Origin of the sequence: Mesorhizobium sp. M1428 (assembly GCF_040317515.1) — a bacterium.
Taxonomy (GTDB): domain Bacteria; phylum Pseudomonadota; class Alphaproteobacteria; order Rhizobiales; family Rhizobiaceae; genus Mesorhizobium.
In genome coordinates this window covers 408,492-430,803 of record NZ_JAMYKT010000001.1, presented here as the reverse complement: position 1 = coordinate 430,803, position 22,312 = coordinate 408,492, and the positions used below count along the sequence as shown (strand labels likewise).

The window sequence follows — 22,312 nt, the reverse complement described above, 5'->3', positions numbered from 1 at the left end:
CCTACTTCTTCAGGTCGAGCCCGACGCTCTTGTTGACGAAGGCCAGCGTGTAGGCCTTCTTGATGTCGACGCCCGCCGGCGCGACCTTGGCCTTCACCATCTTGTCGTAAAAACTCTGGATGCGCGCGTCGCTCATGGCGCCGATGCCGAGCTTTTCGCTGTCGCCGGAATCGACCACGCCGAACTTCTTCAGCTGCTCGATCGAGAAGGCGATCTGCTCATCCGTCATGTCCGGATTTTCCTTTTTGATCATCTCGTTGGCGGCCTTGTTGTCACCATAGAGATAATTGTACCAGCCCTTGGCCGAGCCATCGACGAAGCACTGGACCACCTCGGGACGCTTGTCGATCGTCTCCTGCATGGTCTCGACCGTCGTCGCATATGTGTCCCAGCCATAGTCGGCCAGCAGAAACTGGTTCGGCGTGAAACCGCCCTGCTTCTGGACGGCGAATGGCTCCGAGGTGACGTAACCCTGCTGGATCGACTTCTTGTTGGCGATGAACGGCGCCGGGTTGAAGGTGTAGGGCACGCGCTTGGCGGCATCGAAGCCGAGGTCAGTAACCATCCACTGGAAGAAGGTCTGCGCACCTTCGTCGCCGAGGATGTACTGGTCGGCGTTCTTCAGGTCTTCCCATTTGTCCAGCCCCTGCCCGGGATGGGACATGATGACCTGCGGGTCCTTCTGGAAGTCGGCGGCCACGACGCGCATCGGTATGCCTTGCTGCACGGCATCGAAGGCCGACAGCAGATTGCCGCCCATGTAGAAATCGATCTTGCCGGCCAGCAGCAGCGGCCGGCCGCTGACCTGTGGGCCGCCCTGCATGATTGTCACGTCGATGCCGCAGGCGGCATAGGTACCATCCACCACGGCCTGATAGTAACCGCCATGTTCCGGCTCGGCCAGCCAGTTGGTGCCGAAGGTGACTTTTTCGTTCGCTGCCGCGGCAAGCGTGCCTGCGCCAAGCAGCACGATCGCGCTGGCTGAAATCTTGAGTTTTCCGTACATCCACACCACCCTTTGTTCGCTCCGCCGCGTCACGCGCCGGGCTCGACACCATTGTTTCAAGAAGCAAGACACATGCCACCGGCGCGTTGCGCCGGGACCGCCCGCTTGTGCAATGCCCGCCTGTGCAATGGCGGCGCGAAGGCCGGACGGGTCATGCTGTACGAAAGGCATCGTGCCTATTTTTTGATCGCCTGTCCATAATCGCCCTCGTGACATGCACCGCCATCTTGATGCCCGCATCGATCCCGCTTTACGCTGCTGTGAACGGAGATTGCCATGTTCAAATTTCTCACGCCGAAGTCGATCAAGCCGCCCTTCGCCCGCTACAGCCATGGCGTCGAATTGCCGCCAGGCAAGCGGCTGGTGCTGTGTTCGGGCCAGGTCGCGATCACAGCGGACGACCAGATCCCGGACGAGGCCGGCGCCCAGGCCGAGCTCTGCTTCCAGAACATAGCGGCGATCCTCGGCGAGGCCGGGCTCGGCCTGTCCGACATTGTCCGCATCAACGCCTACGTCACCGACCGCGCCTTCCTGCGTCCCTATATGGAGGTTCGCGACCGGCTGTTCGCCAGCCCTGCGCCCGCCTCGACGCTGATGATCGTGTCCGGTTTTGCGCGGCCGGAATTCAAGGTCGAGATCGAGGTCATCGCGGCGGGATGATCGACAGGGTCGGAATCGACAGGCAGATGATCTCCAGTTACACGACAAGGTTGGCGCTGCCCCTCATCAAGCGCGCATTCAGTCTCCTCGAGGTTCAAAATGGCCGGAACAAAAAAACGCGTATGGTGGGGCGACTACCGGACAACCGAATACGCGACCGTCGATCCGGAGGCGACGATCGCCATCCTCCCGGTGGCGGCGATTGAGCAACACGGCCCGCATCTGCCGGTCTCGACCGACACTTCGATCATGAACGGCATGCTCGACACGGTGATCGCCCGCCTGCCCGGCGATCTCGACATCCGCATCCTGCCGGTCCAGGCGGTGGGCAAGTCGAACGAGCACCTGCATGCGCCCGGCACCCTCACTTTGCCGGCGACGACCCTGGTCGAGGCGTGGACCGAACTCGGCCTGTCGGTCGCGCGCGCCGGCGTCCGAAAACTGATTGTCGTCAACTCCCATGGCGGCAATGAAGAGATCATGGGCATCGTCACCCGCGAATTGCGCGTGCGGGCAAAGATGCTGGCGGTAAAGACCAGCTGGCAGCGTTTTGGCCGGCCGGCCGGCATGTACACCGACCTCGAAGACCGCCACGGCATCCATGGCGGCGACGTCGAGACCTCGCTGATGCGGCACTTCCGGCCCGACCTCGTCGATATGGGGAAGGCCGACAATTTCGTGTCCAAGGTCGCCCGCGCCGAAAAGGAATTTTCGCTGCTGCGCCACACCGGAACGCACGCCTTCGCCTGGATCGCCAGCGACCTCAACCCGAATGGTGTGGTCGGCGACGCCAGCATTGCCACCGCCGAAAAAGGCCGACTCACCGCCGAACATCAGGCCGACGGTTTCATCAGCCTGCTGAGGGACGTGCGCAAGGCAAAGCTGGCGGACTGGCTGGCGTAGTTACCCCTCGATCTTCAACGCAAACGGCGTGCCCTCAAACGCCTCAGTGCCGCGCCCGATCGCCTCAATGGCGCGGCTCATGCGGCCGTTGCGCTCGAGCAGTGCGTCGGCAATTGCGATCAGCCGCGGATTGGGCGTCGCGGTGGGCGACAGCGCGCGCAGAGTCTCAGCCAATTCGGCTTCGTCGCGCTTCGGCGCCAGCGCTGCCGCGATGATATAGGCCGAAGCGGTCGAGCGGCTGATGCCGGCGTAACAATGCACGACCAGCGGCCGCGAGCGATCCCATTGGCGCGCGAAATCGAGCAGGTTCAAGACATGCTCCTCGCCCGGCATCGTCATGCCCTCCTGCGCCACCGCAATGTCGTGCATGACCAGATGCAGATGGTTTTCCCTGGTGATCGAGGCCGGGCGCACCACCTCGGTGCCGGCAGCGAGCAGCGAAAGCAGCCGCTCGGCCCCGGTCTTCGTTACCGTTTCCTCGACTTTGGACAGCGAACAGACGTGGATCATTGGGTCGTTTCTCCCTTGGCATCATCGTCGCGCCGCGAGGCCCAGCCGGCAAGCGCTGATTCGAGCCGCCGCCATTCTTCGTCGGCTCCCGGCAGGCCGGCGCGCAGCACATCCGGCCGGCCGGCGAAATGCCGAAGCAGGATGCCGCGCTGGCCAAGCGCCGAAAACAGGCCGGCGGCGTTCGCCAGCCTGAGATAGCGGAACAGCGTGGTGCCACCGGCGACAGGCACGCCGAAGCGGCCGAACAACGTATCGAGCCGTGCGGCGTCCTCGACCAGACGGAGCCGCATCCCGGCCTGCCAGCCGTTGTCGGCAAGCGCCCTTATGCCATATTCGAGCGCCGGCCCGGCAACCGCCCATGGCCCGAATTGCGCCTCCAGCCGCTCGACCGTCAGCGCGTCGGCCAGTGCAAAGCCAAGCCGCAGGCCGGCCAGGCCGAAGAACTTGCCGAACGAGCGCAGCACGACGATGCCGCCCCGGTCGACCTCGCCGGCCAGGCTTTCGCTGCGCGGGCCGACATCCATGAATGCCTCGTCGACGACCAGCAGCCCGCCTCTGGCGCGTAATGTCCCGGCAAGTCGAAGCAATCTTTCGCGCTCGACGACGCGCCCGTCCGGGTTGTTGGGATTGACGACGACGGCAAGGTCGGCCGCCGCCAAGGCTTCGAAATCATCGACTTCAGCCGCCGCATGGCCGGCGATGGCCGCTGCCCGCCGATGCTCGGCATAAGTCGGCCCGAGCACCAGCGCCTTGCCCGGGCTGACCAGCGAAGCGACGCGCGGCAACAGGACCTGCGTGCCGGGCGCAGCTGCGACATTCACTGCCGACGGCGCGCCATAGGCGCTTGCCGCGACCGCAGCCAATTCACGGGTACGCGCGGCTTCCGGCAATCGCGACAGGGCGGTGGCGGGCAAATCGAAAAGCGGGTAGGAGTGCGGATTGATCCCGGTCGAGAGGTCGACGAAAGGCAGCGGCGCGTGAGGGAAAAGCGCCCTCGCCCGGCCAAGGCTTCCGCCGTGGTCCACTACTGCCGTCACTCCATCAAGAGACTTCATGTCGATCCTGATCGCTTTCCTGTCGCTGGCCATCGAACTTGTACTCGGCTACCCGGCCCGGCTCTTCGATGCCATTGGCCATCCCGTCACCTGGTTCGGCAGGCTGATATCCTTTCTCGACCGCAGGCTCAACCGCGCCACTGATTCCGACGCCGACCGTCGCCGCTGGGGCGTCGTCGCGTTGCTGGTGATCGTGCTGGTGCCGGCCGCCGTCGCCCTCTGGCTCGAGATCGTGCTTTGGAGCATTCCCCTCGGCTTGTTGGTCACCGCAATCCTGGCGACGTCGCTACTGTCGCAGAAGAGCTTGGCCGAGCATGTCGAAGCGGTCGCCGACGCACTCGACAGCGGCGGACTGGACATGGGCCGCATCGCCGTCTCGCGGATCGTCGGCCGCGACCCGGAAAAGCTCGACAGGGCCGCTGTCTGCCGCGCCGCGATCGAAAGCCTGGCCGAGAATTTCTCCGACGGCATCGTCGCGCCGGCCTTCTGGCTCGGTGTCGGCGGGCTCGCCGGCGGCGTCGCCTACAAGGCCGCCAACACCGCCGATTCGATGATCGGTCATCGCACCCCGCGCCACGAGGCCTTCGGCTGGGCGGCGGCGCGCTTCGACGACTGGATCAACCTGCCGGCGTCGCGGCTGACGGCGCTGCTGATCGTGCTAGCGGCTTTCCTGGTCAAGGGCGCCGACGCCAAAGCCGCCTGGCACGCCGTGCGGCGCGATGCGAAAAAGCACCGCTCGCCCAATGCCGGCTGGCCGGAAGCAGCGATGGCCGGCGCGCTCGGCCTGGCGCTCGCCGGCCCCCGTTCCTATGACGGAGTCATGGTCGAAGACGCATTGATGGGCGAAGGCGGCCGGCGCGACGACGTCGAGAGCACCGACATCCGACGGGCGTTGAAACTCTACCGCGTCGCCGACTTACTGCTGATCGGGCTGTTCGGGGTGGTCGCAGTGGTTGTCATACTGGCGTGACCTGCGCTCGAGATCGAGCGCAAACAGAAAACCCGCCATGCGGCGGGTCGTTGGAGCCAATTGGCACTATACCGCAATTAGTAGCATAGCTGCCGGCACAAAGCAAGAACAAAATAGGGCTACGCCGCAAAATAATCGCTTCAGGTCGGCGCTGCCCCATTGCAGACGCTTAACGTTCGAAGTTGGCGAAAGACGAAGCGACATCCGATCTCCCCCCTTGCGGGGGAGATGTCCGGCAGGACAGAGGGGGGTGGGCCGGATCGCCAATTTTTCGATTTAGCCCTATTCCGAATAGCTTGATTGCCTGGCAAGTCGGCGGGACAGCACCCCCTCTGCCCTGCCGGGCATCTCCCCCGCAAGGGGGGAGATTGGCAGCTTCGTCGACGGCACCGCATCGGCATTCTGGAGGGCGCCTACCGATCGCCAACACTCCTCAGAACTCGATCCCCTGCTGCGCCTTCACGCCGGCGGAAAAGTGGTGCTTGGTCACGCCCATCTCGGTGACCAGATCGGCCGCCTCGACCAATGCCGGCTTGGCATTGCGGCCGGTGACGACGACATGCAGGCCTTCGCGACGCGCCTTCAGTGCCGCGACCACCTTTTCGAGGTCGAGATAGTCGTAACGCAGCGCGATGTTCAGCTCGTCGAGCACCACGAGGCTGATCGACGGCTCGGCCATCAGCTCCAGCGCTTTCGCCCAGGCGGCCTCGGCCGCCGCGATGTCGCGCTTCAGGTCCTGCGTCTCCCAGGTAAAGCCCTCGCCCATCGCGTGCCAGACGACACGATCGCCAAAACTAGCAAACGCGTCTTTCTCGCCGGTGTGCCATTTGCCCTTGATGAACTGGACGACGCCGACGCGCTTGCCATAGCCGAGCATTCTGAGCGCCAGACCGAAGGCGGCCGTGGTCTTGCCCTTGCCCGGTCCGGTGTTGACGATCAGCAGCCCCTTCTCGACCGTCTTGGCCGCGACCTCGGCGTCCTGCACCGCCTTGCGCTTGGCCATCTTGGCGCGGTGGCGTTCCTCGTCCTTGGGATCGATAGCATCAGCCATGTCATTTCACCTTGAGCGGCAGCCCCGCCACCATCAAAAGCACTGTGCCCGCGACGGCCGCGACCTCCTGGTTCAGCCGGCCGGCGGCGTCGCGAAACCGTCTTGCCAGCGCATTGTCCGGCACGATGCCCTGGCCGACCTCGTTGGACACCACGAACCAGGGCCCACGCGGCCGCGACAGCACATCCGCCAGCCTCCGGCATTCGGCCTCGACATCATGTTCGGCCAGCATATGGTTGGTCAGCCACAGCGTCAGGCAATCGATCAGCGCCGGCTGGCCGTCAGGCAGCGCTCCGACCGCGCCGGCAAGGTCGAGCGGCGCCTCGATGGTCGTCCAGCCGGCACCGCGGCGCGAGCGGTGCAACGCGATGCGCTGGCGCATCTCTTCGTCATAGGCTTGCGCCGTGGCGATATAGCTCCAAGGCGGCGGACGGGCCGTTACCAGCCTCTCGGCATGCGCGCGCTTGGCCGAGCGCGCCCCGCCGATGACCAGGGTCAGTGCCCCGGCAGCGCGGTCAGGCAAAGCTGTCGCGCAGGCTGGTCGCCGTGCCGGTGAAGCGTCCGCGCACCACGCCGACGACCGCGCCGAGCACCAGCCAGAACACCAGATTGGTCAGCGTCACCGCCACCACGAACTGATGATGCAGGCCTTCCGGGATCGCCGTCTCGAAACTGTCGGGCTGCGGCGCGCCGACGATATGCGGCGCGACGATCAACGCCACGGCAAGGACCGCCAGCGGCAGCGATCTGCGGAAGGCGATAAGGCCGAGACCGGCCGCGGTCGCCACCACTGTTGCCCACCACCAGATCTGGCGTTGGACAAGGTCGGCCGTCGGCATCGCCGGCAATTCCGGCGGCAGGCCGAGGCCCGGCGCCAGCGTGAACACGGCAAAGCCGGCCAGCCCCCAGAACAGGCCCTGGCGCCAATTGCCGATGCCGCCGGCGAATTCCGAAACCGCAACCAGGACCAGCGCAAAGCCGATGCCGGTGACGATATTGGCAACGACGCTGAAGCCGAAGCGCTCGAAACCGTCGGCCGGTGCCCAGCTTTCCTCTTCCGCCGGAGCCATTGCTTCAGCCGGCGCAGCGCTGCTCATAGCCGTCGTGCCCGTGGCAGCCGGTGCCGCAGGTGCCGCGGCATGGTCATGGCCGCCGCCGGCCTGTTCGTAGACTTCCGCTTTGAGGATGAGCGGCACCGTGGCATAGGCCTGCATGCAGGCGAGAACGACGCCGGCCACAAGCCCTGCGATCGCCGCGATGAACACGACGTTGCGAAACAGTGTCATGATGTCAGCCCCTTGTTAGTGGCAGGGAAAGCCCATCGAATGGCGATAGTCGTGCGCGGCATTGTGGACCGCATCGATATGCGAGAAGCCGACAAAGCCCATGACGAAAATGCCGAGGAATGCAGCAAGCGCCAGCTGCATGAAACGCGACTGCGAGGAGGCGGAAGCGCCGAGCGAAACGGAAGCGGTATTCATGTCTTGTCCTTTCGCCCTCCACCCGAGGGCATAGAAGTCAGTTTCCTGTCGCCGGCAGGTCTCCTGGCTCGCGGATCAGCGCCCTTCCCCACCTTCCCGAAGGCGAACCTTCAGTGGCATATGGAGAGGACTACCGCACACAGTTGCGGGGGCAGCCACGGCATTGGGCAAACAACTTGCCCTCACCGCATTCCCTCTTGGTTCCAAACGGAACCGACGACATCAGCGACTATAGGCAGAATCGCCGCGCCCGGCAAACCAAATTCCGCCGGATCGTGTGGCGAATGCGCCGCCCAGGTAATCGGTTTTGGTTCAACTTCGGCCCTCACTTCGAAGCATTGCGCTGCCCTCACCTGCCTGCCAGCATCCTCTCCCTGTATAGTGACGGGGAGAGGGGCGCTGTTGTCGGCAGTTTCGCCAATCGCCAAGGTGTCGATGGTGCGCCGACGGTGCGGTCAGCCCCTTTCTCCCGGTCGCGATAGGGGGAGAATTGCGCTCGATGCGCCACAAAGCCGGCGTGCTGATGCCGGAGGAATATGATTTGCACCGCTTCCACAACTGGGTGCGCGAGCGCCATGCGGCGCTCGAACATCAAAGCGATTTGGGCAGATAGCGCCACGTGACGAAGCTGCAGATCGCCGCCAGCAGGCCGAGTGTCGCGAAAACCGCGCCCAGTCCGAAAAACGCCAGCACCACGGAATAGACCAGCGGCGGCGTCAGCTCGGAAAAGTCGAGATAGGTGCGGTAGACCGCCGCCATCTGTGCCCGCTCATACGAGCGCACCGAGCGCATGAAGGCGGTCGAGCCCAGCGCATCGAGCGCGATGGTGAAGAAGGCACCGCAAAGCAGCAACGCGCCGGTGACCAGCGGTGCGGCCTCGCCGACGGCACCGGCCGCCAGCAGCGTTGCCGACATCGCGAAATAGGCGAACGTCATAGTCCGCCGGCCGCCGAAACGCTTTCCTGCCCTGCCCCAGAAGATGGCCATGAACAAAAGCGCATTGCCGGCCGAAACCAAGAGGCCGCCGGCGAGCTTGCCCTCGCCGGTGATCACCATGAACAGCGGCCCATAGACGAAGAATGTCGTCCAGAAGCAGGAGCGGCCGAAGGCGATCAGCCAGGCCAGCCTCAGCCTTGGCTGCGCGACGAAGCGGCCGATATTGGCCAGCGGATTGACCGGCCGCGTCTTGCCGGGGCGGATCGACGGATTGTCGCCAAGCCGGTAAGTCCAGAACAGCGCCAGCAACGCCATGGCGAAGACGGCCACCGCGCCATGCGCGGCATAGATGCCGAAACGCGTGTAGAGGAAAATGCCGAGCGTCGGCCCGGCGGTCCAGGCAAGCATCGACCACGCCATGCGCAGCGACTCGGCCTGCATGAAATCGGTCTTGCGGATATGGTCCATGATGTAGAGGTTGAGCGTGATCGCCAGCGCGCCGGCGCCGACGACGCGGCAGAGCATGCCGACCACCTGGCCGGCCAGCGTATGGGTGACCAAGAACAGCGAACCGGCGGCCAGCAGGCAGGCGCCGGCGGTATAGACCCAGCGCCGGGCAAAGCGGGCGATCAGCATCGGCATGAACAGCGTCGCCGACAGGCCGAGCATCGCCACGATCGTGTAGAGGATCGAAACGATCTGCTCGTTGTGCAGGATCTCGTAGGCCTGGATCGGGATGACGCTGGATACGGTGGCGCGCGCGAAGGATTCGACCGCATAAAGCGAGGCGAAGGTGCGGGCATCCGCCGGCCGCAAGGCCGCAAGCCAGATCGGATGGCGCACATGGGTAGCCATTGCTTTCCCCGAAGCAGAATCGCCCGAAGCAGGGCTTGGAGCACAAATCTGCCGCGGCGATTCCTTGCCGGGTAACAGGAAACCGACGCCTTCACGGCAAAAAGCGAAGCCGGCCAAAGGCTTTCCGGCTCTGGCCTAAAGCAGCTCTGATGCCGACCGGCACCAACGCGACGCAAGGCCCTGCTTCTTTTGACGGTGGCAACCGTGATAGTCGTCTTGCCGGGGCTGAACCAACACAGCGAGATCATGAGCATCGACACGCCGAGCGCAGCCGTTCAGGATCAACCGAAGTCGACGCGCATCGCCGCTATCGACATAGCACGCGGCATCGCATTGCTTGCCATGGCGAGCTATCATTTCACCTGGGACCTCGAATTCTTCGGCTACACCGATCCCGGCCTCACCGCCTTCGGCTGGTGGAAAATCTACGCGCGCTGCATCGCCTCGAGCTTCCTGTTCCTGGTCGGCATCAGCCTCTATCTCGCCCATGGCAAAAAAATCCGCTGGACCGGCTTCTGGAAGCGCTTCGCCATGGTTGCCGGGGCAGCGCTCGCAATATCGCTGGTCACCCGCATCGGCATGCCCGACGGCTTCATCTTCTTCGGCATATTGCACGAGATCGCGCTCGCCAGCCTGCTCGGCCTGGCGTTCCTGCGGCTCCCGGCGCTGCTGACGCTTGCCGGGGCGGCCCTCGTTATCGCCGCGCCTTTCTACCTGCGATCCGAGCTTTTCGATCATCCGGCTTTGTGGTGGGTCGGCCTGTCGGCGACCAACCCGCGCTCCAACGACTACGTTCCGCTGCTGCCCTGGTTCGGCGCCGTACTTGCCGGCATCGCGGTTACCAAGCTCGCCGCCACCTCCGGCGCGCTGACGCGGCTGTCGGCCTTGACGCCGGGCCGCTGGGCAAACCCGCTGGTCTTCATCGGCCGGCACAGCCTTGCCTTCTATCTGATCCATCAGCCGGTGCTGATCGGCTCGGTCTGGCTGTTTTCGCAATTCATGCCGGCGCAGGCCGAAACCAGGGAGGTGAGTTTTCTGAAATCCTGCCAGGTATCCTGCGAGCAGGCACGCGACACCGAGTTCTGCTCCAGCTATTGTGCCTGCATGCTGGACACTCTCCAGGGCGAAGCCTCGCTTGGCCGGCTCTACAGCAACGACCAGTCCCCGGAGTGGAAGGCGCATATTGGCGAGCTCGCCGGCACCTGCACCGCCCAAACCGAGGCGGCGGAACCGGGAACGCGCTAATCGAGGGAGGACAATAATGAGCGACAGTCACCCGAAACCCGTGCAGCAAAATCCTGGGCAGCCGAAGCTGGGGCACATCCCATGGCCGCCGCTGATCTATATCGCCGCCATCATCATCAGCGTCGCGCTAGGGCTGTTCTATCCGCTGCCGTGGATCGGCGATCTTCTCGGCGACATCCTGTTCGCCGCCGGCCTTGTAGGGTTGGTGGCGGTCGCCGCGCTCTGGTTCACGGCAATTCGCACCATGATCCGCGCCAAGACGACGCTCAACCCGAACGGCGTGCCGGACCATCTGGTGACCGCCGGACCCTTCGCCGTCAGCCGCAACCCGATCTACCTCGCCAACACGCTGCTGCTGGTCAGCCTCGCCTTTGTCACTGGGATCGCCTGGTTCCTGCCGCTGGCGGTCATCGCGGCGTTCCTGACGCAGAAGCTGACGATCGAGAGCGAGGAGAAGGTGCTGACGGCCAAATTCGGCAAGAAATACCGGGACTACGCCAAAAGGGTGCGGCGCTGGATTTGAGCCGAGGCTGACGCCGGCTTAGGTGGTGACGCCGAGTTCCACCAGCCGCTCGACGCAGGACTCCTCGGCCTGGTCGAGCTCGGCCAGGGTCTCTTCGAGGTCGCGGCGTTTTTGGCGCAAATCCTCGCGCTTTTCCTCGATGCGCTTGATCATCAATTTGAGCTGGCCGACCTCGCCGGGCGGCTCCCTGTACATCTGGATGATTTCGCGGATCTCGTTGATCGAGAAGCCGAGCCTCTTGCCGCGCATGATCTGGCGGATGAGATGCCGGTCCGACGGACGGAACAGCCGGGTGCGGCCGCGCCTTACCGGCTGCACCAGCCCTTCGTCCTCGTAGAAGCGCAACGTCCGCGTCGACACGTCGAATTCGCGGGTCAGCTCCGTGATCGAATAATATTCCCGCATCGTCACTCCAATGCCCCGGCCACGCCGCGAGTTCCAACTGGCCGGCGCCGCCGGCGCCCGGGCGCGCACCAGAATCGGCGTACAAGGCACCTTCCAAAGCCTCGCACGACATTTACGTAAAAGTCAATTGAGGTGCCGTTCAGCTTACGCCGAACCACCATGTGGCAAGCCCGAGAAAGGCAAAGAAGCCGACGACATCGGTGACCGTGGTGACGAAAACCGCCGAAGCCACAGCCGGGTCGATCTTGAAGCGGTCGAGCAGCAGCGGGATCAGGATGCCCGCCAGAGCCGCCACGAACATGTTGATGATCATCGCAGCCGCGATGATGCCGCCGAGATTGCGATCGTGGAACCAGGCAGCAGCGACGAGGCCGATCAGGATGGCGAAGATGATGCCGTTGATGAAGCCCACCCCGATTTCGCGGCGGATGATGCGGCCGGCATTGTAGATGTCGAGGTCCCTGGTCGCCAGCGCCCGCACCGTGACCGTCATGGTCTGCGAGCCGGCATTGCCGCCCATGCCGGCGACAATCGGCATCAGCACCGCCAGCGCCACGATATGCTCGATAGTGCGGTCGAACAGGCCGATCACCGAGGCAGCCAGGAAAGCCGTCAGAAGATTGACCAGCAGCCAGGGTACGCGCGAGCGCGAGGTCGAAAAGATGCTGTCCGAGAGTTCTTCGTCGCCGACGCCGCCCATGCGCAGCAGATCTTCCTCGGCCTCCTGCTGGATGACGTCGACGACGTCGTCGATGGTCAGCACGCCGACCAGCCGCTCGTTCTCGTCGACGACGGCAGCGGACAGAAGATCGTATTGTTCGAATTCGCGCGCCGCCTCCTCCTGGTCCATGGTGGCCGGGATGGCATGCCTGGTCTCATGCATGACTTCCTCGACCTTGACCGAGCGCTTGGTGCGCAGGATCTGGTCGAGGTCGATGGCGCCGAGCAGCTTGAAGCTCGGATCGATGACGAAGATCTGGCTGAAACGGTCAGGAAGATTGTTGTCCTCGCGCATGTAGTCAATGGTCTGGCCGATCGTCCAGAAGGGCGGCACCGCGACGAACTCCGTCTGCATGCGGCGGCCGGCGGTCTCTTCGGGATAATCGAGCGAGCGCCGCAGCCTGATCCGCTCGGTGAACGGCAGCTGCGACAGGATCTCGTCCTGGTCCTCCTGGTCGAGGTCTTCGAGAATGTAGACGGCATCGTCGGAATCGAGATCCTGCACACCTTGAGCGATCTGCGCATTGGGCAGACTGTCGACGATGTCGCGGCGGATCGCCTCGTCGACCTCGGTCAGCGCGGAAAAGTCGAAATCCTTGCCCAGCAATTCGACCAGCGCGCGCCGCTGTTCCGGGTGCAGGGCCTCGAGCAGGTGACCGAGTTCCGACTGGTGCAGATCGTCGACTTCACGCTTCAGCGTCAGTGTATCGCGATCGGCGATCGCGGCACCGATCTGGGCGAGGAACGACGAGAGGATGACGCCGTCCTCGTCATAGATGTCGGCGCGGCGCTCCTCGGCCGCCCTGGCGCCGGTCATATGTTCGTCCTGGCCTTCCACCAGCGCCTCCAGCCATCGGATTTCCGGATAAGGTGCCTGTCAGGTCTAGACCATGATCCTGAAAAGTGGAAACCGGTTTTCCGAAAAGATCTTGGTCGAACACAAAGATGGAGCGGCGGCATGATTCGCTTGAGAATCGGCCTCTCTGTGCGCAACGGACGGATATCAGACCACCTTGCGAGCTGCCGGTTGCCCAAGGTTGATAATTCAAGATTGAAAATTAGATAATTCTAATTTAGTATCTCTATAATTATCACTAATAAATGGAGGGTGTTTATGGGGAAGTATCTGTTTACCAGCCTTGCGTTGGTTTGTTCGGGAATAGTTTTGAGCCCGATTACCGCCGAGGCAAAGGCCTTCAAATCTTTTCAGGGCAAGGAATGCAAGCCTGACTACAAACGGCTTTGCCCAATGACACCGATCGGCAAATGCGACCTTCAGAGCATGATCGAGCAGTTGTCACCCGCCTGCAAGGCCTTCGTCGAGAAGCACCGGTAATCCAGCTCTGGTACCGCCGCGGACCAACCGCCGGGTGGCCTGCGACAACGCTAGGTGTGGGTGTGCCCGCCGTTCCGGTTGGGGGCATCGTTCACCCAACAATATTGGTCCCAGTGGCCGGGCAGAGCGGCACATGCTGCACCGGGAATGAGGCGAGGCCGACGGTGCGACGGCCTCGCTGGTATTCCCGATCAGGCGGCGTGGCGCTTGGCCTCAGCCGCATAGCGGTCCAGGAGACCGCTCCAGCCACCCTCGGATTCGAAAGCCTGGCGCATTGCCTCTGCGGTTTCGCCCATGTTCTCCAGAAGCCTGTGCTCGAGTTCCACACGCGTCGCGTTCTCGCCGAGCGCGACAAAGCGAATCTCGACTTCGGTCAGCAATGCCGGATCGTAGCGCCAGCCGGCTCCAATGCGCCAGGCGAGCGTCAGCCTGGACGGCGGATCCCAGGCGAGAACCTCGCCCCAATCGCATTGTGACCCATCCTCGCCGATCTCGTACCAGCGGCCGCCGGCTTTCGGTTCGATCACCGCGGTCGTCAGGGCGGATTTGCCGATCGAGTGCGAAGCCGGCCACCAGCGCCCGAATCCTGTGGTGAACACATCGAATGCCTTGTCGAGCGGCACCTCCACCGTAACCGACTTCCTGACCGGCGCGGGCTTGATCATGGTCGTCATTTCCTCTTCTCCTTGCTGTTGTCGACTTCCCGCTTGAAGGCGTCGAGCGCATCGCCCCACATGCGGTCGAGCCAGGCGCGCATCTCGCCGAGCCCATGCGGGTCGAGATGATAGATGTTGCTGGCACCCTTGGGCTCTGCGCGGACCAGCCGGGCCTCCTTCAAGACCTTGAGGTGCTGCGATACGGCCGGCTGCGAGACCGGAAGCACTCGCGTCAGATCGATGACCGAGCGTGGCCGATCGGCAATGAGCTCGAACACCTTGCGGCGCGTCGGATCGGCCAACGCCACCATTCCTGCATAATCATAAACCATGACTTATGATAAGCTAAAACTTATGATACGTCAACTGAGGGAGCGGTGGACCGGTGTTTAAACACCCGGCCGGTTCGGCCCCCGAGGCTCGGGGGCGTTCCTTCACAAGGGGGCATGGACAGCAACGCGGATGCAAGATTGCTCAGGGAAACAATCCACCCGCGTGCGGGCCGGACGGCAAATGTCGATCACCGGGGAAAAAGTAAACCCGGCGGCAAGGTTTTTACCTTATCGGGTATGTGTCTCTCCGGCGAAACGTTAAGAACGGGTAAATTGGTTTGGCCCTCACCACGGAAGCCTCTCGCTACAGGCCCTCCGCCATATGGCAATTGCGCCTCTCCCTGTTCATGGCGACATACGTTTTAGGCGCATCTGCACTATATCCAGAAGTATTCTATACGTCAGCCTCAATCTATTCTCACAAGTTTCTTGTTGGCATTCCGGTGTTGTTTATCGGTGGCGTCTGTTGTGCCGCGCTAATCCATGGCCGGCGGCAACCGGTTCGCTACGCACTGGATTTGGTTCAAGGGCGCTGGCGCGGCTGTCTGCTGGTGCTGCTGTTCTTCTTTGCCAGCTTGACCGCGTTCTCTACCTACAAGATCGCCATCCCGTCCGTCGTCCCATACTATGCCGACAACTGGTTGGCCGACGCTGATGAATGGCTGCACGGGATGCCGCCATGGGAGATCGTCCATAAGCTCGACAGCAACAATTGGTCGTTCGTCGTCTTCAACAGCTATGAAGTCATTTGGTTTTACCAGTGGTTCGGCACCATCCTTTTCGTGTCGCTCTGGTCGGACGAGATTGCCCGCATCCGCTATCTCTGCGCAGCAGCGCTGACGTTGTGCGTTCTCGGAACGGTCTTGGCCCTGGCGCTGGCATCGGTCGGACCGGTTTACTACCACCACTTTGTTGGCGTGGATCGCTTCCACGGATTGAATGCAGCCTTGGACAGACTGGACCATAGTTACATGGTGCGGGAACCCGCGGCATATCTCCTGATGGCTTACCAGAGCGGCCGGCCAAGTCTCGGCGGCGGCATCTCGGCCATGCCAAGCATGCATGTCGCCTTTGCCGCATTGAACGCCTATTTGCTGTCATCGATCAATCGCTGGCTTGGCGTTCTGGGTTGGACCTTTGCAGCCCTGATCCTGTACGGATCGGTGTTCACTGGCTGGCACTATGCCGTGGACGGCTACGCATCGATCGTTGTTGTGTCGGTGATCTGGTGGGCGACTGGACGCCTGGTGCGCGAATAATTATGTGCGCTTGTGGATAGATGGCCACGCCGAACACCTAGTACGGTCAACCCTTAGGCGCCGCACCGCGCCGCTCGAGTGCGGTCTTGCGGATGATTTCTGCGATCTCCGGGCTGCTGCTGCACAGCATCTGGAAATCCGCCGCGTGCAGCGACAGGAGTGAGACCACCGTTGTGGCGCTGACGGTCGCCGAGCGCGGTTCGCCGGTGATCAGCGCCATCTCGCCGAAGAAGGCGCCAGGGCCCAGCTCCACCGGGTTCGGCGTCGCGACGCTGACGCGCCCCTCCACGACGAAGAACATCTGATCACCGGTCTCGCCATTGCGGCAGATCACAGCGCCCGCCGGCACGATGCGGGGTCGTAATGCGCGCACGATCTCGACTAGTGTGGCCGGGCCGAGCTTCTGAAACAACGGCACGGCGGCGATCAATTGCCAATTGCGGACGAAATCCTCGCGACGGACTTCTTGATAAAAGCCTGTGGCAAGAATGCCAGCCCAGAGCGCGAAGATGCCGATGCCACTCATCATGACCGCCCCGGCAAGGACGCGGCCGGCGAAGCTTTGCGGAATAGCGTCGCCATAGCCGGTAGTAGACAGCGTGACCACCGCCCACCACATTGCCTGAGGGATGCTTCCGAACTTTTCCGGTTGGACGTCGCGCTCGATGACATAGGCCGCGAGCGAAACACCGAACAGAACGATGCTGAAGACCGTGGTGACGCCGATCAGGTTACGCGCTTCGTTGGCCAGGATCCTGCCCAGCAGCGGGAAGAAAGTCGAGTCGCGCAGCGGTTTCAGCAGCCAGACAGCACAGTAGAGGCTCCGGTCAGGCGTGCCGACGAGCAGAAATGCGGCGAGTGGAACCAAAACCGCGAGCATATCAATGGCAATTGCCGGCGTCCTGACCCGAACGTCTCCCGCCCGGCGCTTGAGGACCGTCTCAGCCAGTTGCAGGAGATAGACGCCCCAAATGACCGCAAGCACGGTAGCCAGAGCCAGTCTGCTTCGTCCGGACATATCCGGTGTCGTGAGCGCAGCCACCGCCACGAGCCCAGTCGCAGCCAGCAGCGCGTTGAGCGGTGCGTAAATTCTTAAGAAAGGCAGTACCGACATTCTATGCTCACGAGCGGCTACTATCCTCCAGAGTAGGATGCCTTCAAGGTAAGCGCAAAGGTGCTTACTTTCGCTGCGATGTTCATCACCAACGGTGAACTCAGATGTCCGGGAAAGTGAACAGACAGGCTACAACGCAGCCCTGATCCTGTACGGATCGGTGTCCACTGGCTGGCACTATGCCGTGGACGGCTACGCATCGATCATCGTTGTGTCGGTGATCTGGTGGGCGACCGGACGCCTGGTGGCGAATAATCGAATAATTATGTGCGCTTGTCGGTAGATGGCCATGCCGCCGATGGCCACTTCGCATCGACCAAACTCGCGACCGCAATCAGGCAAAAAGCACGTGCCCTGACAAGGGCGCTCCCTGCCGTGCTCGGGTAAGAGATTCCGCTTTCGAATGTAATTGGTGCGGTCGAGATGCAACGCTGCACCGCCTCCCGCGTTGATTTTAAAGGGGTTTTTGGTTGAATTCCGTAGCGATTTGTATCACAGTTTGTATCTCAGTCCGTATCGCACGATGCGGACCCGGCACCAGCTAAGTAGCCCTTCTTACGAAGGCCGAAACCCGCCCGCTTCAAGAGTCTTTTGCCTACCTCAAACGCTTGGCAAGGAAGGAGCAGAAGAAACTGTCGAAAGCCATCCGGTCGAAAAGGCAGCGGAGATTTAGAAGGCAGGAATTTACGATGCCGCCGTTCCCACTATTCAGCCGCCTCGGCATAGTGTGCCGGCACATAGTTGAGAACGGGGCCCAGCCAGCGCTCGACATCGGCGATTGGCATCGCCTTACGGCTAGCATAATCCTCGACCTGGTCGCGTTCGATCTTGGCGACGCCGAAATAATAGCTTTCGGGATGGGCGAGATAAATGCCCGACACGGAAGAGCCCGGCCACATCGCATAGCTTTCGGTCAGGCTGACGCCCGCATTGCGCTCGCCGTCGAGCAGGCGAAACAGCGTCGCCTTCTCGGTGTGGTCGGGCTGCGCTGGATAGCCGGGCGCCGGGCGGATGCCGCGATAAGGTTCGCCGATCAGGTCGTCCGGTGCCAGGTTCTCGTCGGGCGCGTAACCCCAGAACTCCTTGCGCACCTTCTCATGCATGCGCTCGGCGAAGGCTTCGGCGAAACGGTCGGCCAGCGCCTTGACCATGATCGAGGAATAATCGTCGTTCGCCCGCTCGAAGCGCTCGGCGATCGCCACTTCCTCGATGCCGGCGGTGACGATGAAGCCGCCGAGATAGTCGGCTTTACCGCTGTCGGCGGGCGCGACGAAATCCGACAGCGCGACATTGGCCCTGCCGTCTCGCTTGGCCAGTTGCTGGCGCAAGGTGAAGAAGGTCGCCAGTTCCTGCGAGCGCTTATCGTCCGTGAACAGCCTGATGTCGTCGCCGACGGTATTCGCCGGCCAGAAGCCAATCACGCCCTTGGGCGCGAACCATTTTTCGGCAATGACCTTCTTCAGCATCGCCTGGGCGTCCTCGAAAAGCTGGCGTGCCGCCGGCCCTTGCGCCTCGTCCTCGAGGATCTTGGGATAACGACCCTTCAACTCCCAGGTCTGGAAGAACGGCGTCCAGTCGATATAGCGAGCGAGCTCGGCCAGATCCCAGCCTTCGAAGACTTTGACGCCAAGGAAGGACGGCTTCGGCGGCACATAGGCCGACCAGTCGACCTTGTGCGCGTTGGCCCGCGCCCGCGCCAGCGGCAGGCGCTGCTTGTCGGCTTCGCTGCGCGCATGCGCATCGGCAACCTTCTTGTATTCGGCGCGGACGTTGTCGACGTAGCCGGCCTTGGCCTCGTTCGACAGCAGCGCCGAAACAACGCCGACCGCGCGGCTGGCATCGGCGACGTAGACCGTCTGGCCGCTGGTGTAGCGTGGATGGATCTTGACCGCCGTGTGCACGCGGCTGGTGGTCGCGCCGCCAATCAGCAGCGGAATGTCGAAGCCTTCGCGTTCCATCTCGGCCGCCATATGCGCCATCTCGTCTAGCGACGGCGTGATCAGGCCGGACAGGCCGATGATGTCGACCTGCTGCTCGCGCGCCGTCTGCAGGATCTTCGTCGCCGGCACCATGACGCCGAGGTCGATGATCTCATAATTGTTGCACGCCAGAACCACGCCGACGATGTTCTTGCCGATGTCGTGGACATCCCCCTTCACCGTCGCCATCAGGATCTTTCCTGCGGTCTGGCGCTCGCCATTGTCGATGCCGTTGGCGGCGTTCGCCAGCTTCTCCGCCTCCATGTAGGGGAGCAGGCCGGCAACGGCCTGCTTCATGACGCGGGCGGACTTCACCACTTGCGGCAGGAACATCTTGCCGGAGCCGAACAGGTCGCCGACGACATTCATGCCCGCCATCAGCGGACCTTCGATGACATGCAGTGGACGCTCGGCCGCACCCCGCGCCTCGTCCGTGTCCGCGTCGATGAATTCGGTGATGCCGTTGACCAGCGCATGCGAAATGCGCTGTTCGACCGGCCAGTCGCGCCAGGCGAGATCGCGCTCCTGCGCCTCCTTGCCAGCCGTGCCTTTGAAGCGCTCGGCAAGTTCCAGCATGCGCTCGGTCGCCGTGCTACCACCTTTCGGCTCACGGTTGTTGACGACATCCTCGCAGGCGTCGCGCAGGTCCGGATCGATGGTGTCGTAGACGGCAAGCTGTCCGGCATTGACGATGCCCATGTCCATGCCCGCCTGGATGGCGTGGTAGAGGAACACCGCATGCATGGCCTCGCGCACCGGCTCGTTGCCGCGGAACGAGAAGGAGAGGTTCGACACGCCGCCCGAAATATGAACATAGGGAAGCGTCGTGGTGATCTCGCGCGCTGCTTCGATGAAGTCGACGCCGTAATTGTTGTGCTCCTCGATGCCGGTGGCGATGGCAAAGACGTTCGGATCGAAAACGATGTCCTCCGGCGGGAATCCGGCCTGCTCGGTCAACAGCTTGTAGGCGCGGGTGCAGATTGCGACCTTGCGCGCTTTGGTGTCGGCCTGGCCGTCCTCGTCGAAGGCCATGACGACCACCGCCGCGCCATAGGCACGGACCAGTCGGGCATGATGCAGGAAGGCTTCTTCGCCCTCCTTCATCGAGATGGAGTTGACCAGCGGTTTGCCCTGCACGCATTTCAGGCCAGCTTCGATGATCTCCCATTTGGAACTGTCGATCATCACGGGAACACGGGCGATATCAGGTTCGGCCGCGATCAGGTTGAGATACTCGATCATCGCCCTCTTCGAATCGATCAGGCCCTCGTCCATGTTGATGTCGATGATCTGGGCGCCATTGGCGACCTGGTCGCGGGCGATATCGAGCGCGGCGACATAGTCGGCCGCCGTGATCAGCTTCCTGAATTTTGCCGACCCGGTGACATTGGTGCGCTCGCCGACATTGACGAATGGAATCTCGTCGGTGAGCGTGAACGGCTCGAGCCCCGACAGGCGCATCTTCGGTTCGATGTCGGGAACAGCTCGCGGCGGATATTTCTTCACCGCCGCTGCGATGGCGCGGATGTGGTCGGGCGTCGAGCCGCAGCAGCCGCCCACGACATTGACCAATCCCTCGCGCGCGAAATCCTCGATCTGCGCGGCCATGAATTCCGGACTCTCGTCATACCCGCCGAATTCATTGGGCAGGCCGGCATTCGGATAGGCGCAAGTGAACGTATCGGCGACACCGGATATCTCTGCCAGATGCGCGCGCATGGCGTTGGCGCCGAGCGCGCAATTCAGGCCGATGGTGAAGGGGCTGGCATGGCGCACCGAATGCCAGAAGGCGGTCGGCGTCTGCCCGGACAGCGTGCGCCCGGACAGGTCGGTGATGGTGCCGGAGATCATCACCGGCAGGTACACGCCCTTCTCGATGAAGATCTCGTTGCAGGCGAAGATCGCCGCCTTGGCGTTGAGTGTGTCGAAGATCGTCTCGAGCAGGATGATGTCGGCGCCGCCGTCGATCAGGCCGCGCAGCTGCTCGCCATAAGCAAGGCGCAGGTCGTCGAAGGTTACGGCGCGATAGCCGGGATTGTTCACGTCTGGCGACATCGAGGCGGTGCGGTTGGTCGGCCCGACCGCGCCGGCGACGAAACGGCGCTTGCCGTCCTCCTGCTCGGCACGAACAGCGGCGCGGCGCACCAGTCGCACGCCATCGCGGTTCAACGCGTAGACCGCATCCTCCATGCGGTAATCGGCCTGGGCGATTGAGGTCGAGGAGAAGGTGTTGGTTTCAAGGATATCTGCGCCGGCGATGGCGTACTGATAGTGGATCTCCTCGATCGCCCTCGGCTGCGTCAGGATCAGCAGATCGTTGTTGCCATGCTGGTGGCAGGCACAGCCGGCGAAGGCCTCACCCCGAAAATGGTCTTCGTCAAACCCGAGGCCCTGGATCTGCGTGCCCATGGCGCCGTCAAGGATGAGGATGCGTTCGTGCACCGCTGCGGTCAGAGCAGCAAGCACTTCGGAACCGTTGGGCTTTGCTGTGGCGGGGCCGAACAGGTCATCCAGCGATGAGGAACTTTGCGACATTTTTCATCCTCGAGACGACAGTCGCACTCAAGTCACATAAAGACATCTTTATGTCAACATACGCCCTCCAGCTCTGTTTGTCACCCTTGTTCCCCACGCATCGGTTTCGCCGGCCTGAGGCTGATGATGCCGCTGGTGCCGCCGCGGCCCAAATGACCGCGCCAAGTGTCAGGCCGATGCCGACGTTTTCTCCATCGCTGCGATCAGTTCTTTCTACGGCGGATCCGCAAGTGGCTGGATAGGATCGCCGGCAGTTTGCTCATGATCTTCGGACTGCGACTGAAGTTCAGGCATAGGTCCGACTCGAGCCGTTGCGCGAAGGGCAGCTTTGAGCGGCATGAAGGTCGCCTTATGGCGCAACTAGGATGTCCAGGGTAATCGCCTGCAGCGTCCGCTATCCGGCAATCGCAAAAATCGCCTCAAGGGCGGACATTGCGCGCGAAGCGGCCGTCCAAGGTTCAGCCTACGGAAAGCGTCTTGGGGCGCATCGCGCCATACAACGCTCGCAACCGAATGAGGAGGCCCCGGACTGAGAAGGAGGTGTCGGTCGGGCGCGCCTGATAGGGGCCCACAAGGGCACCCCTGCCCGGTCTGCCGACGAACCCAGGGGGCAGTGACCGCCACGATCAGAGGTACGGCAACATGGGCGGCCGGGCCGCCTTCGCGCTGTCAACCGCACGCTACCCAGCGGCAACTGTGGCCTTAAGTCGCAAACTATTGGCTTCAGAAACCAGGCCGTCGGGCTTCATTGACGCTGCAACCAACACCATATGGTGATCCA

At 62.8% G+C, this 22,312-nt stretch carries 21 protein-coding genes and 1 riboswitch; of the genes, 7 read left to right on the top strand and 14 right to left on the bottom strand.

The genetic code is table 11. The features are described 5' to 3' along the window. Window position 1: 1 nt before the first annotated feature. Window positions 2–1,006 carry an ABC transporter substrate-binding protein gene (locus NKG60_RS02140; protein WP_352973963.1) on the bottom strand — a complete coding sequence of 335 codons (1,005 nt, stop codon included), beginning with the start codon at window positions 1,004–1,006 and terminating at the stop codon, window positions 2–4. Window positions 1,007–1,282: 276 nt separating this feature from the next. Here NKG60_RS02140 and NKG60_RS02135 point away from each other — a divergent pair, with 276 nt between their 5' ends. Next, window positions 1,283–1,666 carry a RidA family protein gene (locus tag NKG60_RS02135; protein ID WP_352865220.1) on the top strand — a complete coding sequence of 128 codons (384 nt, stop codon included), beginning with the start codon at window positions 1,283–1,285 and terminating at the stop codon, window positions 1,664–1,666. A 99-nt stretch (window positions 1,667–1,765) separates the two neighbouring features. Continuing rightward, a complete protein-coding gene (locus tag NKG60_RS02130; RefSeq protein ID WP_352865217.1) occupies window positions 1,766–2,569 on the top strand; it encodes a creatininase family protein in 804 nt (267 codons plus the stop codon). On the opposite strand, the gene NKG60_RS02125 is transcribed toward NKG60_RS02130, so the two are convergent. Beyond that, window positions 2,570–3,079, bottom strand: coding sequence for a tyrosine phosphatase family protein (locus tag NKG60_RS02125; RefSeq protein WP_352865215.1), 510 nt, complete (start codon window positions 3,077–3,079; stop codon window positions 2,570–2,572). After that, the gene (gene cobD / locus NKG60_RS02120) at window positions 3,076–4,134 is read right to left on the bottom strand and encodes a threonine-phosphate decarboxylase CobD (protein WP_352865212.1); all 1,059 of its coding nucleotides are present in this window, start codon (window positions 4,132–4,134) and stop codon (window positions 3,076–3,078) included. The genes NKG60_RS02125 and cobD overlap by 4 nt, the downstream gene beginning before the upstream one ends. On the opposite strand from cobD, the gene cbiB reads away from it, so the two are divergent. Continuing rightward, window positions 4,133–5,104 carry an adenosylcobinamide-phosphate synthase CbiB gene (cbiB, locus tag NKG60_RS02115; protein ID WP_352668625.1) on the top strand — a complete coding sequence of 324 codons (972 nt, stop codon included), beginning with the start codon at window positions 4,133–4,135 and terminating at the stop codon, window positions 5,102–5,104. The two genes, cobD and cbiB, sit on opposite strands and share 2 nt — an antisense overlap. A 433-nt stretch (window positions 5,105–5,537) precedes the next feature. Here cbiB and cobO read toward each other — a convergent pair whose 3' ends face one another. From cobO to NKG60_RS02090, 5 genes are all read right to left on the bottom strand, one after another. Then, window positions 5,538–6,155 carry a cob(I)yrinic acid a,c-diamide adenosyltransferase gene (cobO, locus tag NKG60_RS02110; RefSeq protein ID WP_352865209.1) on the bottom strand — a complete coding sequence of 206 codons (618 nt, stop codon included), beginning with the start codon at window positions 6,153–6,155 and terminating at the stop codon, window positions 5,538–5,540. Window position 6,156: 1 nt separating this feature from the next. Then, window positions 6,157–6,678: a bifunctional adenosylcobinamide kinase/adenosylcobinamide-phosphate guanylyltransferase gene (gene cobU, locus NKG60_RS02105; protein WP_352973958.1), complete on the bottom strand. Its 522-nt coding sequence runs from the start codon at window positions 6,676–6,678 to the stop codon at window positions 6,157–6,159. Continuing rightward, complete coding sequence (locus NKG60_RS02100; protein WP_352865204.1) at window positions 6,671–7,441, bottom strand: CbtA family protein; 771 nt, start codon at window positions 7,439–7,441, stop codon at window positions 6,671–6,673. Before NKG60_RS02100 ends, cobU begins: the two co-directional genes overlap by 8 nt. Window positions 7,442–7,456: 15 nt before the next feature. Next, a complete protein-coding gene (locus NKG60_RS02095; RefSeq protein WP_292663404.1) occupies window positions 7,457–7,636 on the bottom strand; it encodes a CbtB domain-containing protein in 180 nt (59 codons plus the stop codon). Window positions 7,637–7,672: 36 nt separating this feature from the next. Beyond that, a riboswitch (cobalamin riboswitch) is annotated at window positions 7,673–7,869 on the bottom strand. Window positions 7,870–8,227: 358 nt separating this feature from the next. Beyond that, on the bottom strand, window positions 8,228–9,427 hold the full coding sequence (locus NKG60_RS02090; RefSeq protein ID WP_352865201.1) for an MFS transporter: 1,200 nt from the start codon (window positions 9,425–9,427) through the stop codon (window positions 8,228–8,230). Window positions 9,428–9,673: 246 nt separating this feature from the next. Here NKG60_RS02090 and NKG60_RS02085 point away from each other — a divergent pair, with 246 nt between their 5' ends. Together NKG60_RS02085 and NKG60_RS02080 are read left to right on the top strand one after the other, a co-directional pair. Then, a complete protein-coding gene (locus NKG60_RS02085) occupies window positions 9,674–10,672 on the top strand; it encodes a heparan-alpha-glucosaminide N-acetyltransferase (RefSeq protein ID WP_352865464.1) in 999 nt (332 codons plus the stop codon). A 16-nt stretch (window positions 10,673–10,688) separates the two neighbouring features. Beyond that, the gene (locus NKG60_RS02080) at window positions 10,689–11,195 is read left to right on the top strand and encodes a methyltransferase family protein (protein WP_352865199.1); all 507 of its coding nucleotides are present in this window, start codon (window positions 10,689–10,691) and stop codon (window positions 11,193–11,195) included. A gap of 18 nt (window positions 11,196–11,213) precedes the next feature. Here the strand turns inward: NKG60_RS02080 and NKG60_RS02075 are convergent, their stop codons facing one another. Next, window positions 11,214–11,600, bottom strand: coding sequence for a MerR family transcriptional regulator (locus NKG60_RS02075; RefSeq protein WP_023676566.1), 387 nt, complete (start codon window positions 11,598–11,600; stop codon window positions 11,214–11,216). A gap of 139 nt (window positions 11,601–11,739) precedes the next feature. Then, complete coding sequence (gene mgtE, locus NKG60_RS02070; protein ID WP_352567561.1) at window positions 11,740–13,158, bottom strand: magnesium transporter; 1,419 nt, start codon at window positions 13,156–13,158, stop codon at window positions 11,740–11,742. A gap of 276 nt (window positions 13,159–13,434) precedes the next feature. On the opposite strand from mgtE, the gene NKG60_RS02065 reads away from it, so the two are divergent. Beyond that, the gene (locus NKG60_RS02065) at window positions 13,435–13,656 is read left to right on the top strand and encodes a hypothetical protein (protein WP_352865196.1); all 222 of its coding nucleotides are present in this window, start codon (window positions 13,435–13,437) and stop codon (window positions 13,654–13,656) included. Between the two features lie 191 nt (window positions 13,657–13,847). Here the strand turns inward: NKG60_RS02065 and NKG60_RS02060 are convergent, their stop codons facing one another. Then, window positions 13,848–14,330, bottom strand: coding sequence for an SRPBCC family protein (locus tag NKG60_RS02060; protein ID WP_352668608.1), 483 nt, complete (start codon window positions 14,328–14,330; stop codon window positions 13,848–13,850). After that, window positions 14,327–14,644, bottom strand: a complete 318-nt coding sequence (locus NKG60_RS02055) for an ArsR/SmtB family transcription factor (RefSeq protein ID WP_023720727.1) — start codon at window positions 14,642–14,644, stop codon at window positions 14,327–14,329. Before NKG60_RS02055 ends, NKG60_RS02060 begins: the two co-directional genes overlap by 4 nt. 278 nt (window positions 14,645–14,922) lie before the next feature. Between NKG60_RS02055 and NKG60_RS02050 the strand changes: the two genes are divergently transcribed. After that, on the top strand, window positions 14,923–15,903 hold the full coding sequence (locus NKG60_RS02050; RefSeq protein ID WP_352973955.1) for a phosphatase PAP2 family protein: 981 nt from the start codon (window positions 14,923–14,925) through the stop codon (window positions 15,901–15,903). Window positions 15,904–15,949: 46 nt separating this feature from the next. On the opposite strand, the gene NKG60_RS02045 is transcribed toward NKG60_RS02050, so the two are convergent. Both NKG60_RS02045 and metH read right to left on the bottom strand, forming a co-directional pair. Beyond that, entirely contained in the window at window positions 15,950–17,017 is a 1,068-nt protein-coding gene (locus NKG60_RS02045; protein ID WP_352668601.1) for a cyclic nucleotide-gated potassium channel, read from the bottom strand. Between the two features lie 704 nt (window positions 17,018–17,721). Continuing rightward, window positions 17,722–21,531 (bottom strand): methionine synthase, encoded by a 3,810-nt coding sequence (gene metH, locus NKG60_RS02040; protein ID WP_352973954.1) that lies wholly within the window; start codon window positions 21,529–21,531, stop codon window positions 17,722–17,724. Window positions 21,532–22,312 lie beyond the last annotated feature (781 nt).